This is a genomic window from Actinopolyspora sabaoui (genome assembly GCF_051225635.1).
Taxonomy (GTDB): domain Bacteria; phylum Actinomycetota; class Actinomycetes; order Mycobacteriales; family Pseudonocardiaceae; genus Actinopolyspora.
The window spans coordinates 20,959-37,420 of sequence record NZ_JBMIHH010000005.1 but is presented as its reverse complement, the minus strand read 5'-3'; the positions used below and the strand labels follow the sequence as shown (position 1 = coordinate 37,420).

General features: G+C 68.2%; 15 protein-coding genes and 1 pseudogene. 4 read left to right on the top strand and 12 right to left on the bottom strand.

What is annotated here, in order from left to right; genetic code table 11:
* Positions 1–19 precede the first annotated feature (19 nt).
* Positions 20–382 carry a hypothetical protein gene (locus ACOQFL_RS10180; protein WP_435543880.1) on the bottom strand — a complete coding sequence of 121 codons (363 nt, stop codon included), beginning with the start codon at positions 380–382 and terminating at the stop codon, positions 20–22.
* 510 nt (positions 383–892) lie between these two features.
* Here ACOQFL_RS10180 and ACOQFL_RS10175 point away from each other — a divergent pair.
* Together ACOQFL_RS10175 and ACOQFL_RS10170 are read left to right on the top strand one after the other, a co-directional pair.
* A complete protein-coding gene (locus tag ACOQFL_RS10175) occupies positions 893–1,042 on the top strand; it encodes a hypothetical protein (RefSeq protein ID WP_435543879.1) in 150 nt (49 codons plus the stop codon).
* An 85-nt stretch (positions 1,043–1,127) separates the two neighbouring features.
* Positions 1,128–1,986: pseudogene (locus ACOQFL_RS10170) on the top strand (IS5 family transposase).
* Here ACOQFL_RS10170 and ACOQFL_RS10165 read toward each other — a convergent pair.
* The 5 genes from ACOQFL_RS10165 to ACOQFL_RS10145 all read right to left on the bottom strand — a co-directional run bounded on the left by ACOQFL_RS10165 (position 1,983) and on the right by ACOQFL_RS10145 (position 5,322).
* Positions 1,983–2,270: a putative quinol monooxygenase gene (locus ACOQFL_RS10165; protein WP_435543878.1), complete on the bottom strand. Its 288-nt coding sequence runs from the start codon at positions 2,268–2,270 to the stop codon at positions 1,983–1,985. The pseudogene ACOQFL_RS10170 and the gene ACOQFL_RS10165 sit on opposite strands and share 4 nt — an antisense overlap.
* A gap of 121 nt (positions 2,271–2,391) precedes the next feature.
* Positions 2,392–2,709: an alpha/beta hydrolase fold domain-containing protein gene (locus ACOQFL_RS10160; RefSeq protein ID WP_435543877.1), complete on the bottom strand. Its 318-nt coding sequence runs from the start codon at positions 2,707–2,709 to the stop codon at positions 2,392–2,394.
* Positions 2,702–2,869, bottom strand: coding sequence for a hypothetical protein (locus ACOQFL_RS10155; protein WP_435543876.1), 168 nt, complete (start codon positions 2,867–2,869; stop codon positions 2,702–2,704). The genes ACOQFL_RS10160 and ACOQFL_RS10155 overlap by 8 nt, the downstream gene beginning before the upstream one ends.
* 178 nt (positions 2,870–3,047) lie before the next feature.
* A complete protein-coding gene (locus ACOQFL_RS10150) occupies positions 3,048–4,634 on the bottom strand; it encodes an MDR family MFS transporter (RefSeq protein ID WP_435543875.1) in 1,587 nt (528 codons plus the stop codon).
* An 88-nt stretch (positions 4,635–4,722) separates the two neighbouring features.
* Positions 4,723–5,322 carry an acyl-CoA-like ligand-binding transcription factor gene (locus ACOQFL_RS10145; protein ID WP_435543874.1) on the bottom strand — a complete coding sequence of 200 codons (600 nt, stop codon included), beginning with the start codon at positions 5,320–5,322 and terminating at the stop codon, positions 4,723–4,725.
* Between the two features lie 196 nt (positions 5,323–5,518).
* Between ACOQFL_RS10145 and ACOQFL_RS10140 the strand changes: the two genes are divergently transcribed.
* A complete protein-coding gene (locus ACOQFL_RS10140) occupies positions 5,519–6,370 on the top strand; it encodes a class I SAM-dependent methyltransferase (protein ID WP_435543873.1) in 852 nt (283 codons plus the stop codon).
* Positions 6,371–6,523: 153 nt separating this feature from the next.
* Here the strand turns inward: ACOQFL_RS10140 and ACOQFL_RS10135 are convergent, their stop codons facing one another.
* The 4 genes from ACOQFL_RS10135 to ACOQFL_RS10120 are packed head-to-tail and all read right to left on the bottom strand — an operon-like array spanning position 6,524 to position 9,877.
* Positions 6,524–7,405: an ABC transporter substrate-binding protein gene (locus ACOQFL_RS10135; RefSeq protein WP_435543872.1), complete on the bottom strand. Its 882-nt coding sequence runs from the start codon at positions 7,403–7,405 to the stop codon at positions 6,524–6,526.
* Positions 7,402–8,100, bottom strand: a complete 699-nt coding sequence (locus ACOQFL_RS10130; protein WP_435543871.1) for an ABC transporter permease — start codon at positions 8,098–8,100, stop codon at positions 7,402–7,404. Before ACOQFL_RS10130 ends, ACOQFL_RS10135 begins: the two co-directional genes overlap by 4 nt.
* Entirely contained in the window at positions 8,097–8,765 is a 669-nt protein-coding gene (locus ACOQFL_RS10125; RefSeq protein WP_435543870.1) for an ABC transporter permease, read from the bottom strand. The genes ACOQFL_RS10130 and ACOQFL_RS10125 overlap by 4 nt, the downstream gene beginning before the upstream one ends.
* Positions 8,765–9,877 carry an ABC transporter ATP-binding protein gene (locus ACOQFL_RS10120; protein ID WP_435544275.1) on the bottom strand — a complete coding sequence of 371 codons (1,113 nt, stop codon included), beginning with the start codon at positions 9,875–9,877 and terminating at the stop codon, positions 8,765–8,767. The genes ACOQFL_RS10125 and ACOQFL_RS10120 overlap by 1 nt, the downstream gene beginning before the upstream one ends.
* 285 nt (positions 9,878–10,162) lie before the next feature.
* On the opposite strand from ACOQFL_RS10120, the gene ACOQFL_RS10115 reads away from it, so the two are divergent.
* Positions 10,163–11,710, top strand: a complete 1,548-nt coding sequence (locus ACOQFL_RS10115; protein ID WP_435543869.1) for a bis-aminopropyl spermidine synthase family protein — start codon at positions 10,163–10,165, stop codon at positions 11,708–11,710.
* Between the two features lie 279 nt (positions 11,711–11,989).
* On the opposite strand, the gene ACOQFL_RS10110 is transcribed toward ACOQFL_RS10115, so the two are convergent.
* Entirely contained in the window at positions 11,990–14,449 is a 2,460-nt protein-coding gene (locus ACOQFL_RS10110; RefSeq protein WP_435543868.1) for a putative bifunctional diguanylate cyclase/phosphodiesterase, read from the bottom strand.
* Between the two features lie 473 nt (positions 14,450–14,922).
* Entirely contained in the window at positions 14,923–16,146 is a 1,224-nt protein-coding gene (locus ACOQFL_RS10105; RefSeq protein ID WP_435543867.1) for an NAD(P)-dependent malic enzyme, read from the bottom strand.
* Positions 16,147–16,462: the final 316 nt, after the last annotated feature.

Sequence of the window (16,462 nt, the reverse complement as noted above, 5' to 3'; positions counted from 1 at the left end):
GCGGCCCGGAACCGATCCGCTATCCCACCGTGCGTTTCGAGGAATACCGTTCTCCGGGCCGCGGCGGAGGACCGTACCGCCCGCGGTGTCCGAGCCCCAGGACCGAATAACCGAGCGCGGCCACGAGAGCGACCACGGTCAACAGTAGTGAGACGACCCCCGACCACGCGGTGCCGATCCAGAGCAGCACGTAAGCGGAACCCCCAGCACCCAGCATGAACCCGAGCAGAACGATGTTGCGGCCACTGTCGCGGTTCGCCCGCGTCCCGCGTTCCCAGGACCCCACAGCGGTCCACCCAGCCCAGGCAAGCAGACCGGCGACCACCAGCGAGAAGCCACCGAGCAACAGCAGCACGAGCGCGACGACTGCGAGGGGAGCCATGACTCAGTCGTATCAGAAGTCACCCCTCGACGTACCCCGCGTCGCGGAATCTCCAAAGCGGACACTCCCGCCCGAGTGTTCCCGGCCCGCGCCGGGGCAGGCGCGGGCCGGAGATCCTTGGAACCGAAGCGGGGAACACCCCCGACCCGAGCGGTACTTCTGGATCCGCTCGCACGCACACAGCGCGGTCGGGGTGTCGCGGGAGTCGTCAGCACGCTCGCGGGTTCGGTGTCGTACTCCAGCTCGGTGTCGTGGTCGGAGTGCTCATCGCCGGCCGGGTGCAGTCGGGCCGAGTCGGGATCGGGGCTCCGCGTCAGCAGCGTGTAGTCCCCCTGCCGGTCCGGTGGTCATCGCATCGGGCCCCTCTCTCCGTGGTCGGGGATCGTGACCGTGGCTCCGGAGGTCCCGTCGTTCTCGTCAGTGCGGGTCTGTACACCTGTTCACCCGTCGACTCGATCACGGTCACCGCGGTGTCCACCAGGGGCGACCCGTGGTGTCGTGGAGCTTCCCGTGAGCGCCGAAACCCCGGTCCCCGCCGTGCTGGTTCCGGACGCGGTGGTAGCCGCGCGCGAGGTTTCCGGCCCGGAACCGTCCGGTTCGGAGTCCGCCCGCGCGGGCTCGTTCCCGTGCCGCCGCACTCCGGAATCCACGCCCATCTAGGGCATGTCTCATAAAGATTGGGGTGCCCGGCTGAGAGGCTGGAGGGGTGTCTCGCTTCCAGCTTCTCTCGGATGATTAGTGGGCGTTGATCGCGCCGTTTCTCCTGTCTCGGGCGGGCCGTCAAGGCCGCCCGTTCTCTGACGCGCGGATGATCGTGGAGGGCATCATCTACCGGTACCGGTGTGGGATCGCGTGGCGCGATCTACCGCGGGAGTTCGGTCCCTGGCAGACCGTGTGGCGATGGCACCGCAACCCCGCCAGCGACGGCACCTGGGACCGGATTCATCAGACCCTGCTCGCTGCGGCAGACCGAGACGGGAAGATCGGCTGGACGGTGTCGGTGGACTCGTCGATCGCCCGTGCACACCAGCACGCGACCAACGTCACGCGCCTCCCAGGGGGCTGGATCGAATTACACGGATCCGGCCGTCGAGCCGCCTGATCACGCGGTCGGCCGCTCCCGCGGCGGGCTCTCGACGAAGATCCACCAGCTTGTCGACGACCACGGGCTCCCGCTGGTGATCGCCGTCGCACCTGGCCAGTCTGGCCACGCGCCCGCGTTGCTGCCGCTGCTGTCCAGGCTCCGCGTTGCGCGTCCGGTCGGGCGTCCCCGCACCCGTCCCGACGCGTTCCGTGGTGACAAGGCGTACTCCTCGCGAGCGATCCGCAGTCACCCGCGCGGCCGCGGCATCCGCACCGTGATCTCGCAACCGCGCGATCAGCAGGCGCATCGAAAACGACGCGGGCCGCGCGGAGGGTGACCACCTGCGTTCGACGCGGTCGACTACAAGGGACGCAACGTCGTGGAGCGGCGATTCTGCGACGTGAAGCAGTGGCGGGGGCTGGCGACGCGCTACGACAAGCTCGCGATTGTCTTCCGCGCCGCGGTGGTGCTCAACGCGGTGATCGCCTGGAGCCAGCGATGTTTACGAGACATGCCCTAGAAGGGGGAGCGCTCGTTCGTCGCGTCGTACATCGCGACGTGATCGGCGATGATCGCGATGCCCGTGTCCGGCGCGTCCGCGACGGCTCGCCAGGCTTGGACATCGTCCCACGATTCCCAGCGCTCGTAATTGTTCACGCGCGCCGGGTCGACGGAGTCGGCGGTAATCGCGAGGTCATGACATCCCGGCGCTCGACGAGCGCGGGCCGCGAGGTCGGCGTGCGCGGCCACGAAGGCGTCACGGTCCGCGGCGTCGACCAGGAGGTGGCCGGCGATGATCAGCATCCATAATCCTCAGATTCGTGCTCGATTCCGGCAGCGATCAACGGCTCCGCGTGCGAAGCAGCTCCCCTCGAAGAATATCCTTGGACATGCGGTCGGTCAATCAACGCCACTGCCCGTGTCGTCAGACAGTCAGGTGCTCGTGCAGGAACGCCGTGATCTGGCGTCGGGCTGCGCGTGCCTGGGGAACAAGTCCGGGCATGGTGGGGAAGGAGTGGGTCACGCCGCGGTGCTCGGCGACGATGACCGGGACGGCGGCCGTGCGCAGCCGGTCGGCGTAGCGGCGGTCCTGGTCGGCGAGCGGGTTGACGGTGGGGACGACGACCTGCGCGGCGGGAAGGCCCGTCAGGTCCGGCGCGTGCAGCGGGGAGAGCTCACGGGGGTCGGTGCCAGCGGGCACGGCGAGGCGCTGGAAGAGCTCGATCTCGTCGGCGCTAAGCATGGGGCTGTTCGCGTGCCGGATCACTCGAGTCGGCGTCGTGCATAGCCTCCGCCAGGTCGGTGACGCGGTTCACCAGCACCTGCGCAGCCAGCGGTATGCCCGCCTCTCGTGCGCGGAAGGCCACCAGGGCGGCGATCAGGCCGCCCGTGCTCTCGCCCATCACAGCGAGCCGCGGCGCGTCGAGCCCCCCACTGGTCGGCTCGATCGGTCATGCGACTCAGGGCGTCCCAGACGTCGTCGCCCGCCGCTGGCAGGGCGGTGGCCTCGTCGAGCAGCCGGTGTTCGACGGAGACGACGACGGCCGGCAGTCGTGCACCCCAATCTTTATGAGACATGCCCTAGGCGTTTCGCTCGGTGCCCAGCGGCTTCTCCCGCTGCAGCAGCGCGAGCACGAAGGCCGCGCCCAGCAGCGGGACGAAGTAGAAGAACACCGGCGGCAGCGCTCCGGCGAACGCCTCCACGAAGCCGTCGCGCAGCCGCGGCGGCATCTGCTCGAGTGCCTCCGGGGTGATGCTGCTGGCGTTCGTCGAGGCCTGCTCGGCCAGTCGTGGCGGCAGTGTCTGATCGAGCTGGTCGGACAACCTGCTGTTGAACAGCGTTCCCACCAGCGCGGTCCCCACGGAGGCGCCGAGTTGTCGGAAGAAGTTGACTCCGGAGGTCGCCGACCCCAGGTCGGCACGTGAGACCGAGTTCTGCACGGCGGTGGTCAGCACCGGCATGATGGAGCCGATCCCGGCGCCGAGCAGCACCATGTAGATGCCCGACTGCAGGCGGGTGGTTTCGACATCCATCGTGGACAGCAGGTACATCCCGACGCCCGCTAGCACCGTGCCGTAGATCGGGAAGATCTTGTAGCGTCCGAACTGCGTGATCAGCTGTCCGGTCAGGAACGAGGCCCCCATCATGCCGAGGACCATGGGCAGCATCAGCAGGCCGGAGTTGGTCGCTCCCGCGCCGCCGACGATCTGCAGGTAGGTCGGGATGTAGGTCACGGCCCCGAACATGGCCAGCCCGACCGCCAGGCCCAGCGACACGCAGATCACGAAGATCCGGTCGGTGAACAGCCGCAGCGGGATCACCGGCTCGGTGGCGCGGCGTTCGGCGAGGACCCAGCCCACGGTCAGCACGACGAACCCGGCCATCAGCCCGAGGATCGTCGGACTGTCCCAGGCGTAGTCGGTGCCGCCCCAGCTGGTGACCAGTACCAGGCAGGTGACGGCTCCGGCCATCAATGCGGCACCGGGATAGTCGATGCGTGGGGACCTGTCGCTGCCGGGAAGCTTGAGCACCAGGCTGACCACGGTGATCGCCACGGCGCCCAACGGGATGTTGATGTAGAAGATCCAGCGCCAGTTCAGCTGCTCGGTGAAGAACCCGCCGAGCAGCGGCCCGAGCACGGTGCCGACACCGATCAGCGGCGCCAACATGCTCATGTAGCGCCCCCGTTCCCGAGGGCTGGTGATCTCGCCGATGATCGACTGCGCACCGACCATCAGTCCACCCGCACCGACTCCCTGGACGGCGCGGAAGGCGATGAAGGCGTTCATCGACTGCGCGATCCCCGCGAGCACGGAGCCGAGCAGGAACATGCCGATGGAGAACAGGAAGACGGGTTTGCGGCCGAGCAGGTCTCCCAACTTGCCGTACAACGGCATGGTGACGACCTGGCCGAGCAGATAGGCGGTGACCGTCCAGGATATCCGGTCGAAACCGTCCAGGTCACCGGCGATGGTGGGCAGCGCGGTGGAAACGATCGTCTGGTCCAGTGCCGCGAGCAGGATGCTCAGGATCAGGCCGATGAAGATCAACCAGATACGGCCCTGACTCAGCCGCGTTCCTTCCTCGGGCGGTGAAGTGCCCTCCGTGGGAGGTGACGTGGTCGTGTCACGGGAGTCGCGGGCGCGCGAGGGCGCGGCGTTCGGCAACGATGCTCCTCGTCGTCAACAGGCGGTGTCGCTCGTGGAACGTGTGGTGTGGGTCCCCGGTCGTACCGGCCCCGGGGGCCGTGCGGTTTCAGAGGCCGAGCTGGAGACGGTCGAAGGCCTCGTCGATCAACGCGTCGAGTTCGGCGTCGCTGCTGCCGTGCCAGTGCTGGAAGGTCACGCGAGCCACCGTGGTGACCGTCGCTGCCACCAGCTTGGGGCGTAGCTCGCTCTCGACGTCCACGCCGAGGTGCTCTGCCACCGCTTCGGCGATGGCCCGTTCGGCGGCGGCGAAGTTGGCCATGTGTTGTGGCAACAGTGCCGGACACTCGGAGAGCAGCCGTTTGCGCAGCAGCATCTCCTCGCGCATGTCGACGACATCGATCGCTGCCTCGTGCAGGGCCTGCCGCAGGATCGACAGCAACGGCTGGTCGGGGGCGGCCGCCAGGGCCGCGCTTATCCGGCACTGGAGTTCGGCTCCGTCACCGACCAGCGCTTCTTCCTTGCTGCCGAAGTAGTTGAAAAATGTCCGTGTCGAGACTCCGGCCCGCTGACCGATCGCCTCCACCGTGACTTGATCCACACCGTGGGCCGCGGCCAGCCGCAGTGCCGCACTGCGGAGCGCACGGCGAGTGGCCTGCTTCTTGCGCTCGCGCAGGCCCGTCTCGGCAGCCACGTGTGTCGTCGTCACGCGGCTATTATTGCGCGCGATGCAAAATTTCGCAACACGCAAAATTATGTCGGCCGCCACACCACGCCTCATCGGTGATGTTCGCCGGGCGAAGGCCGCGCGTCCGCCGGATCAGACGACAGTACCCCCGAGCACCTTCTTGCGTAATTGGCAAATTTCCGTGCCGAATTCGCACAACGCTTCTAGCGTGGGGCACATGAGCAACGCGCACCCGAACGAGACACATCACGACCACCAGCACGACCGGGACCAGGCGGAGCTCCTCGAGCTGGACGCGGAAGTGCTCGCCGAGCACATCAGGTCGATCGCCGCATGGCTGCCCGTCACGACGCCCCCGCACGAGATCATGGATCTGGGTTGCGGGACGGGCACCGGAACGTTCGCCCTGCTCGACCACTTCCCCGACGCGCACGTCACCGCTGTCGACTCCTCGGCCGGACATCTCCAACGACTGCACGAGAAGGCGCGGGCAGCGGGACTGGCGGAACGTGTGCACACCGTGGAGGCCGACCTCGACGCCACCTGGCCCGACCTCGGCACTCCGGACCTGGTGTGGGCCTCCGCGGCGATGCACCACATGGCCGATCCCGATCGCGCACTGCGCCGGGTCAACGAGATTCTCGCTCCCGGTGGGCTGCTCGCCGTCGTCGAGCTGGCGGGCTTCCCCCGCTTCCTGCCCGGGAACGCACCGGCGGATCGACCCGGCCTGGAGGAACGTTGCCACGCCGCGAGCGAGCGCTTGCACGCCGAGCACGTGCCCCACCGCGGTGCCGACTGGGGGCCGAAGCTCACCACCGCGGGCTTCACCGTCGCGGCCGAACGCGGCGTCACCGTCGACATCGAGGGTTCCCGCGACGAGGCGGTCGGCAGGTACGCCCTGGGCAGCCTGCGGCGGCTCCGCGACGGTGTCGCCGAGACGCTGGCGGCCGAGGACCTGAGCGCGCTCGACCGGCTGCTCGACACCGAGGGGCCGGACAGCATCCTGCGGCGCGACGATCTCGCGGTGCGCACCGAACGCACCGTCTGGGCCGCGCGCCCCGCCGCCTGATTTCCGAACACACGCTGTCCGAACACACGCTGTCCGTAACGCAGCGCCGCTCGCTACCGAGCGTTGCCGGGCACCCGCTCACGAGGCGGGGGTCCCGCCGAGCGAGTGCCCGGCAACCGAGTAGGCAGCGCCGCGTCGGAGTTCGAGGCCGCGTCAGAGTTCGAGCTGGTCCACGAACCGTTTGGCCAGATCCTTCGGGTTGGCCTTGTCCACCGACATCCTCTTGTTCATGCGGGTGAGATCGGCCGTGGTCAGCTGTTCGGAAACCCTGTTGAGCACCCCGGCCTGCTCCTCGTTCAACGCCCCCTGGTGTGCCAGCGGCAACACGTTCTGCGCGGGGAACATGTTCTTCGGGTCGTCCAGGGTCACCAGGTTGTCGCGGTCGATCGCGGCGGTGGTGCTGAACAGGTTGGCCACCTGGATGCGGTCGTCGTTCAGCGCGTCGACCCGAACGCTGCCCGCCTCCAGGTTCTTGATGTCGGCGAAGGTGCAGCCGTACACCTCGGAGATGCGCTGCTTCCAGCGCGGTGCCCACTCGGAAGGAGCTCCCAGCACCAGGTCGCCGCAGCGCGACCCCAGATCGGCCATGGAACGCAGCCCGCTCTCGGCGGTCCCGCTCGTCACCGTGAGCACGTCGGAGTTCTCGGCCGCGGAGTAGTCCAGCACCCGGAGACTGTCCGGCAACGCTCCCTCGAGCGCCCGATAGATCTTCTCGGAACCGGTGGCCGAGGCGTTCTCCTCGAAGTGCCGCAGCAGGTTGCCCGTGTACTCCGGAATCACCGAGATCTCACCGTCGCGGACCGCGCCGACGTAGACCTCGCGAGCACCGATGCGGCCCTCGGTGGTGACCTCGGCACCGGTGCCGCGCAGCGCCTCGGCGTAGATCTCCATCAACAGTTGGCTCTCGCTGAAGTTCGCCGAGCCCACCACGATCGGCCCGCCGGAGTCGGCACCCGACTCGGTGGGATCCGCGCATCCGGACAGCATCCCCATGGCGGCCACCAAGGCGACCACCGGTGCTACCAGCCGCTTCATCGTTGTTTCCTCCTGCCTCGGGGCCGTGCCCCGGTGTTCGCGGCGGTAAGCGTCACCCCGCGTGGTACGAGCAACCAGGTGAGCCCCGCCAGTGCCAGATCGACCAGCACGGCCAGCAGCGCTATCAGGATCGCGGCCGAGGCCATCTGGTCGTAACGCCCGATCGTCTGCCCCTCGATCAGCAACTGCCCCAGACCACCGAGACCGACATAAGCCGCCACAGCCGTGGTTGCCATGACCTGCAGCATCGCGTTGCGCACCCCGCCCATCAGCAAGGTGAGCGCGTTGGGAAGCTCCACCTGCCACAACCGCTGTCTCGAGGTCATGCCCATTCCCTTGGCGGCGTCCACCGCCTGCGAGGGGACCGCACGCACCCCGGCGTAGGTACCGGACAGCACGGCGGGAAAGGCGAGCACAACCAGCGCGGACAGGGCGACGCTTCCCCGGAACAACACCGCGAGCCCGGTCACCAGCCCCAGCGTGGGCAGGGCGCGCATGGCGTTGCTGAAGCCCACGACGAACACCGAACCTCGGCCGGTGTGTCCGATGTAGAGGCCGAGCGGAACCGCCATCAGGGCAGCGGCGCAGACCGCGAACACGCAGTAGAGCAGGTGCAGCCATGCCTGGCGCAGCACGCCCTCCTCGCCGGTCCAGTTGGCCGGGTCGAGCAGCCAGGCCGCTATGTCGGTGATCACGAAGCGATCACCGCCCGCCCGACGCGTTCCCAGGGGGTCAGCAGCCTGCTGCCGAGCACCAGCAGCAGGTCGACCAACAGGGCCAGCAGCACGGTGAGCACGATTCCGACGGGAATCTGCACCAGGTCCCGCTCGAAGCCGACCATGAACAACCGCCCCAACCCACCGGTTCCCACCAGCGCGCCCACGCTGACCAGGCTGATGTTGCTCACCGAGGCCACCCGCACTCCCGAGGTCAGCGCCGGAACCGCCAGCGGCAGTTCCACCGCGAGGAACCGGCGGTGCGGGCGGTAGCCCATCGCCGTGGCGGCGACCGTGACGTGGGTGGGCACCGCCTCCAGGGCGTCGAGTACCGGGCGCACGAGCAGCGCCGTCGTGTAGAGCGTCAGCGCGATGACGACGTTGAGCGAGGAGGTGAAGTCGGTGCCGATCAGGCTGGGCAGCAGCACGAACACCGCGAGGGACGGGATGGTGTAGACGATGCCCGCGGTCCCGAGCAGCGCCGCCCGCAACCAGCCGATCCGTTGCGCCATCCTGCCCAGCGGCAGCGCCAGCAACACTCCGGCCACCAGCGGAACCAGCGAGAGGTAGACGTGTTGGCCGATCTGCTCCAGCAGCACCTCGCGATTGGACGGACTGGAGAAGTACCTGAACAGTTCGTCCATCACCGGGCAGCACCCTCGGCGACCGCCGGATGTCGCCGCGATTCCAGGATGTCGAGTACCTGCCGTGCCGTGACCACACCGAGGTGGACGCCGTCCTCGTCCACGACCACTCCCAGCCCGGAGGGCGACGACAGGGCCGCGTCCAGCGCGCCACGCAGCGGGGCGCCGTTGATGTGCAGCGAGCCACCCGCGATCAGCTGGTCCTCGGTGAGCTGGCCGTGGATGGGGGCTCCCGGCGGGAGCCAGCCGCGTGGCCGCTCGTGCGGATCGAGCACCAGCACCCACTCGGCCTGGCTGGGAACATCCGCGCTGGTGTCGCCGATGCGCACGGTGTCCACGCGACCGGGGGCGAGCCCGTCCGAAGCCACGAAGGACAGTCTCCGGTAGCCGCGGTCCCGCCCGACGAACGAGGTCACGAAGTCGTCGGCGGGTTCGGCCAGCAGTTGTTCGGGAGGCGCGTACTGCGCGAGGTAACCACCCTGCCGCAGCACCGCCACGTTCTCGCCGAGCTTGACCGCCTCATCGATGTCGTGCGTGACGAACAGGACGGTCTTGCCCAACTCGCCCTGCAACCGCAGCAGCTCGTCCTGCAGCCCCTCCCGCACCACGGGGTCGACGGCGCTGAACGGTTCGTCCATCAGCAGCACGGGCGGATCGGCGGCCAGTGCGCGGGCGACCCCCACCCGCTGCTGCTGCCCGCCGGAAAGCTGCACCGGATAGCGTTTCCTGAGCTCGGCGGGCAGTCCCACGCGTTCCAGCAGCCCCTCGGCCCGACGCCGCGCGTCGCGTCGGCTGTGCCCGAACAGCCGGGGCACGGTGGCGACGTTGTCGCGAACCGTGCGGTGCGGGAACAGGCCCGCCTGCTGGATCACGTAGCCGATACCCCTGCGCAGCCCGGCCGGGTCCGAGTCGCGAACATCGTGACCGTCGACCAGCACCTCCCCCGAGGAGGGTTCGATCATCCGGTTGACCATCCGCAGCAGTGTGGTCTTGCCACAGCCGGAAGGGCCGACCAGCACGGTTATCGTTCCCACAGGAACGGTCAGGCTCAACTCCTGCACGGCGACCGTGCCGTCGTCGTACTGCTTGCGCACGGACCGGAACTCGATCACCGAGCCCCCTCCCGGATCACCGACGGTCACTCGCCGACCGTCGCAAGCCTCGCCGAGCCTAACCCGATCAGCTGTCTCACGCGATGTAATGAGACTTACGCGTAATCACCACCTCGGCAGGGCAGCGGAAATCATGCGAACGTGCTCAGCGATCCTCACACCCGCGACATCGGCGAACACGTTTCGAGCACGACGGGCGCCGGGGTGTGGGACACCCGCCGGTGTGCACAATTGGTTGCGCACCGCCGAACCGGACGAGTGCGCACACCGACAGCGGGACGAGACATGAGCACCCAGGCCGAAGCCGCCACCGACTCCGTGGGAGTCGAGGCGGTTCGCGAGCGACTCCACCACGAAGGCGTGCTCGCACGTCCGTTGCGGCACGTTTTCACCCTGCTGACACGCCGACCGCACACCCTGTCGGAGCTGGTGCGGAGCTGCCGCACACCGCGCAGAACGGTGGAGGAGCTGATTCGGCTGGCGGGCGAGGACGTCGAACACGGCCCGGACGGCTATCGGCTGCGGGACTCGGCTCACGAGCGCTACCGGGAGCAGGTCCTGTTCGACGAGCCCGAGGCCCCACGGCAGGACGAGGAGGCCGAGCGGCTCCTCCGTGAATTCATCGCCACCGGGCCGGCGCCCTGCGCCGCGCTGGACCACGTGACGGCCACCCCCGAAACCGCGGTGCGCCGCGCGGCGTGGCTGCGCGACAACTACGACCTCCACCGGGCCCACCTGCTGCTGCTCGGCGACCACGACCTGACCTCGCTGGCGAGCTGCCTGCTGGTTCCGGGACTGCGGGTCACCGTGGTCGATCTCGACGAGCGGATCCTCGCCCATATCGACGGAATCGCGGCCGAGCACCAGCTGCCGGTGCACACTGTGCACGCGGACCTGCGGTTCGGACTGCCGACGGCGCTGGTGGACGGTTTCGAACTGGTCTTCAGCGACCCGCCCTACACCCCCGAAGGGATGGGGCTGTTCACCGCACGGGCGGCGGAGGCCATGGCCGACGGTAACAGCAGACTGCTGTTGGCATACGGTTTCAGCCCGCGCACACCGGCACTGGGGCACAAGGTGCAGCAGGAACTGCTGCGGCTGGGCATGGTGTTCGAGAACATCGTCACCGGTTTCAACGAGTACCACGGCGCGGAGGCCATCGGGAGCACGAGCGCGCTGTACGTGTGCCAGCCCACCGCGAAAGCCCACAAGTCGACGGGTGAACGGCAGGCTATCTACACCCACGGTCCGCAGTCGCTGGAAAGCGGCGAGGAAGCTCCCGGCGCCGATTTCCTGCGGGCGCTCGGTGGGGTTGTCGGCAGCGAAGTGGGGGAACTGCGTTCGCCCGGCTGGCAGCGTCCGCTGCGGACCGGTGGAGCGGTTCCGGTCTTCGACCTCCGGGCCGATCCCGGGCCGTGGTTGCTGCGTATGCTGCTCGCTTGCAACGCCGACCGGGCGGGGTTCCTCGTACCGAACCGGCATCCCGACATCACCAGCGAGCACGCGCAGAACTCGCTGTCGCACGTGGTGGGTGCCAAGTACGCGCTGCGCTTCCAGCGCGGCAAACCGGATGCCAACCACGCTGTCGTGGTCGCGGAACGCCGGAAACAGGGCGGCGGGATCGCCGGGTACCTCTCGCACCGGGCCCACGGCAAGATCGGCAACGTCTGGCGCGAGGCCCTGATCGCGAACTCCGAGACCCCGCTGACCAAGCGTGCGGCGAGGGAGCACGTGGCAGCCCTGGTGGCCGACAGCGCCGATCTGGGACTGCGGCTGATCGATCTGCCCCGCCATCGGCTGAGCACGTTGCTGCACACCGAAGCCGCCGCGTGAGCCGCCATCGCTGCGGCGTCAGCCCTTGGGCCGCGTCAGTTCCGGGGCGGTGTCAATTTCTCGCGAAATCGCCGCGCCGGTGCGGCGGCGCGGCCCGAACCCCGTCAATTTCCCACGAAATTGACGCCCTCGGCACCGCCGCGGGTTCTCCCGTGCGGCTCTCGCGAGGACGGCCCCGACGTGGTGTAGGTCGCTACCCGATGTCGGGGCCCCCGCAGCGAGAGCCGTGCGAGAGGTTCCGCCAAGCGGCTACCCACGAGCACCAAGCTGTGGAATCCACTAATTCGGACCGCGTGCGGCGATGAGGGAACCTCCGGCGAGCATGGCGTGGAACTCGCTGGCGGGAACCGGCGGCGAGAAGAACCAGCCCTGATGTTTGGCCACCCCCGCTCCGAGCAGGGTGTCGAACTGCTGCGCGTTCTCGACCCCCTCGGCGATGCAGGAACGCCCCATGGCGTTGGCCATGTCCACGACTGCCTTGGCCACCGCGAAATCGCTGTTGTCGGAGTGGATGTCGGCCACGAACCGGCGGTCGACCTTGATGATCTGCGCGGGTAGTTCCTTGAGCCGCGCCAGCGACGAGAAGCCGGTGCCGAAATCGTCCACGGCGAACCTGGCACCCCGCTCGACCAGTTCCGTCATGGCCGCCCGAGCGTGCGAGGGCAGATCGACCAGGGAACTCTCCACCAGTTCCAGCACCACTCTGTCCCAGGAGATATCCGCCTGGTTCACGCAGTCGATGACGTAGTCGACGAAATCATGATCGCCGGGAACCATCCCGGACAGGTTCACCGCCACCGACACGGCTGTCGTGCCGGATCCGGGCCATTCCGCCGCTTCGCGCAGCGAGGTGCGCAGCACCCAGCGGTCTATGTCGCGCATCAACCCACCCTGCTCGGCGACCGGGAGGAAGGTCCCGGGGGAAAGCAGGCCACGTTCCTGGTGCGGCCACCGCAGCAGCGCCTCGGCACTGACGATGCCCCCGTCTTGATCCACCACCGGCTGGTAGTACAGCGTCAGCTGATCGTGGTGCAGTGCCTCCCGCAGCTGGCCCTCCAGGTGGAGCTGGCTCTCCGCCGAAGCCATCAGCGACGGCCCGGCCAACGAGACCCTGCCGGGGCCACCCTGCTTGGCCTCGAACATGGCGGCGTCGGCGAAACGGAGGAGATCGGCCCCGTCGTTGGTCTCGTCCGGCACGGAGGCACCGATGGAGGCCGACACCCGAACCAACTGGCCACGTACCGGAACGGCGGTCCGTAACAGCCCGGACACCCTGGTGGCCAGCGAGTCGGTACCCCCCACCTCGTGGACGTCGGCACAGATGACCACGAACTCGTCACCGGAAATACGAGCGGCGACACAGCCGTCGGGCAGCCCTCCCTCCAGCCGCCGGGCCAGTGCCACGAGCATGTCGTCCCCGGCGTCGTGGCCGAGCGAGTCGTTGATCCGCTTGAAGTTGTCGATGTCGCAGAACAACACAGCGATACGGTCGGGGTCGCCCTCCGCGAGCATGTTGCCCAGCATTTCCTTGACCGCGGCCCGGTTGGGCAGCCCGGTCAGCTCATCGTGGGTGGCCTGAAACCGCAGAGCCTCGGCGTTGCGGCGACGTTCGGTGACGTCCTGGAAAACCACCAGCCAGGACTTCGTTCCGTCGTCGCGCACCGACAACGAGCTGTGCAGCTCGCAGTAAACCGGCCGACCGTCGGAGCGGGCCAGCATCCGCTGCAGCGGTTCGCCACGCCGACCGTTCGAGGCGTGCCGCAGCTCGGTTCCACCGAGACCGCCCCCTGGGTCGTCGGGGTGCGTTATCCCGCTGACCGTGTTGCCCAGCAGCTCCTGCAACCGGTAACCGAGCAGGTCGCACATCGCGTCGTTGGCGTCGATCAACCGCTCGGTCTCGTCGAACAATCCGATGCCGACCGGCACGACGCTGACCAGGTCGGCGAATCGCTGGCTGGAGCGTTCCATGCGGGTGACGGCGGTACGCTGCTCGGTCACGTCCTGGGCGGTGCCGACCAACAGCGGACGGTCGGCGACGTCGGTTATCACCGCTCCGTGGGAGAGCAGGATCCGCATCTCCCCGTCCGGGCGAATATAGCGGTACTCGATCTCGAGAGGAACGTGGTTGTCGATCAACTCCTGCCAACAGCGATCGACCCGCGGGCTGTCCTCCGGATGAATGTGATCGAGGTAGTACTCGTAGGTGGTCTCGGTACCGGGCGGGGTACCGGTGATCTCCAGCAGCGTTTCGGACAGCCGGAGCGTGTTGGTGTGCGGATTCCCCTCCCAGGTGCCCAAGCTGGCCACGCGCTGCGCGTTCTGCAACTTGCGGCGTTCGTTGGCCAGCGTCCGCGCGCTGGGGGTCATCAGATCGGAGACGTCGACGAGCAGGGTGACCGTCAACTTCGGGTTTCCGCGATTCGGCCAGCTCAGGACGCGGAACCAGACATCCTCGGCACGCTCGCTCGGCTTGACGAACTCCCCCTCGACGGTCAACAACTCGTTCAGGGAGCGCCCCGGCAGCGCACCACCGGAGCTCACCCCCAGCAGTTTGGCGGCCCGGTCGGTAGCGCGGATGATCGTGCCGGACGGGCTGCTCAACAGTGCGGGCGCATCGGGCAACGGTTCCGCCGGTGCGTCGAGATCGGCGGCCGCACCGGAACCGACCGGCTGATACCTCTCCGGGGGATGTGGTTTCCCGCGTCCCGCTCGCCGGTCCTGTCTGCTGCGTTCGGTCACGCACCAACCTCCGCATCGCCACTGCGTTCGCGTACGCCCCGCAACCGGCTGACTAACCAATAGTGGCATGGGCCACAGCTGGCAATTCCAACCATACCGGCATTCGGGTGAAAAGCCAGGCCGCTACGTCACCACTAAGGCTGACTTCTCTCAAGCTGGGACGTTCACCTGTCGACAACGTGACGCGTTCTCGAGCAAATCACACAGTGATGTTCGGAGCCGGAGACAACCACGGGTCGGGTTGTCGCCGGGATGCCGCCGAGCCACCCGGACTCACGACGCGTCGCCAACCGGGCCGTGGTGAAACGACTCGGGGCCGGTCGACGACAGAGCCTGTCTCGACCGGCCCCGCTTTCCCGTACGGTTCCGGTTCCGCGCCCGGGCGGCGCGGCCGGATGCACCCTCCCCTGCTCCACCCCGAGTGAGGCGTACGGAAGACGTGACCTCGGGGATTCCGGGATCGAATCCGCCCTTCAGGCCGTGGCCACCCCGTCCTGCCTGGCGGCCTCGGCAACCGCGTCGGCGACCTCCGGCGCGACCCTGGGATCCAGCGGACTGGGCACGATGTAGTCGGCGGCCAGTTCCTCCGAGGCGACGGCGGCGATGGCCTCGGCGGCGGCGACCTTCATCCGGTCACTGATCATCCGGGAACCGGCGTGGAGCGCCCCCTTGAAGATCCCGGGGAACGCCAGCACGTTGTTGATCTGGTTCGGGAAGTCGCTACGGCCGGTGGCGACCACGCTCGCGTGCCTGGCCGCGACCTCCGGATGAATCTCGGGATCCGGATTGGACAACGCGAACACGACGGCGTCATCGGCCATCGTCTCCACCAGCTCGGCCGGAATAGTGCCCGCGGAGACACCGATGAGTACATCGGCCCCGCGCAGGGCCTCGGGCAGTCCGCCGGTGACGTGCCGGGGGTTCGTACGCTCGGCCAGTTCGGCCTTGATCGGGGTCAGGTTGTCCCTGCCGGAGTGGATCACGCCTCGTGAGTCCGCCACCACGACCTCGCCGACCCCGGCAGCCTCCAGGATCTCGGCACAGGCCACTCCCGCGGCCCCCGCACCGGAGATCACCACGCGCAGCGAACCGAATTCGCGTCCCGAGAGTCGGCAGGCATTGCGCAACGCGGCGAGGGTCACGACCGCCGTCCCGTGCTGGTCGTCGTGCATGACCGGGCAGTCCAGGGCCTCGACCAGCCTGCGTTCGAGATCGAAACACCGCGGCGCGGCCACGTCCTCCAGATTGACCGCGCCGAACGAGGGACGCAGCCGGACCAGGGTTTCCACGATCTCGTCGTTGTCGGTGGTGTCCAGCACCAAGGGGATGGAGTCCAGGCCGGCGAAATTCTTGAACAGCGCCGCCTTGCCTTCCATGACCGGCAGCGAAGCTCGGGGACCGATGTCACCGAGCCCCAGAACGGCGGTGCCGTCACTGACAACCGCCACCAGTCCACTGGTCCAGGTGTAGCGGGAAGTCAGCGTCTGGTCCGCGTTGATCGCACGACTGACCTTGGCCACACCCGGTGTGTAGGCGATGGACAGATCGCGCGGGCTCGTCAGCGCCGCGGTGGGGGCGACGGCCAGCTTCCCACCCTCGTGCGCTCCGAATATCTCCTCGTGGGTCAACTCCGCGTTCGGCGTTGGCTGCGCGGACGCGGAATCGGACGTGTTCTGATGATCACTAACGGTGGTCACGGCGTCCTCCTGTTGCCTTGACCTGGCCACCGGGATCGACTCCCGAGTGGCAGATGGGCGACGTCGCACGCCGTGTGGACTGGTGCCACTCGGCGAGGCGTCTAGGGGCGACCGAGACCGACTGCCCAGGTCCGGGCAGCAGCTCGGCGGACGCTGCGGTTCGCCGAGTATGTCAGCCACCCCCGGGGCTGTCTGCGACTAGGGTCACACCACACCAGCATCTTCAACAAATTGTCAACACTCGTTCCGGTGATCCTCCGTGCGGGGGAGAAACTCCCCTCGCCGCCTTCCCACCGATGCCTTCCCGCCGCTACTT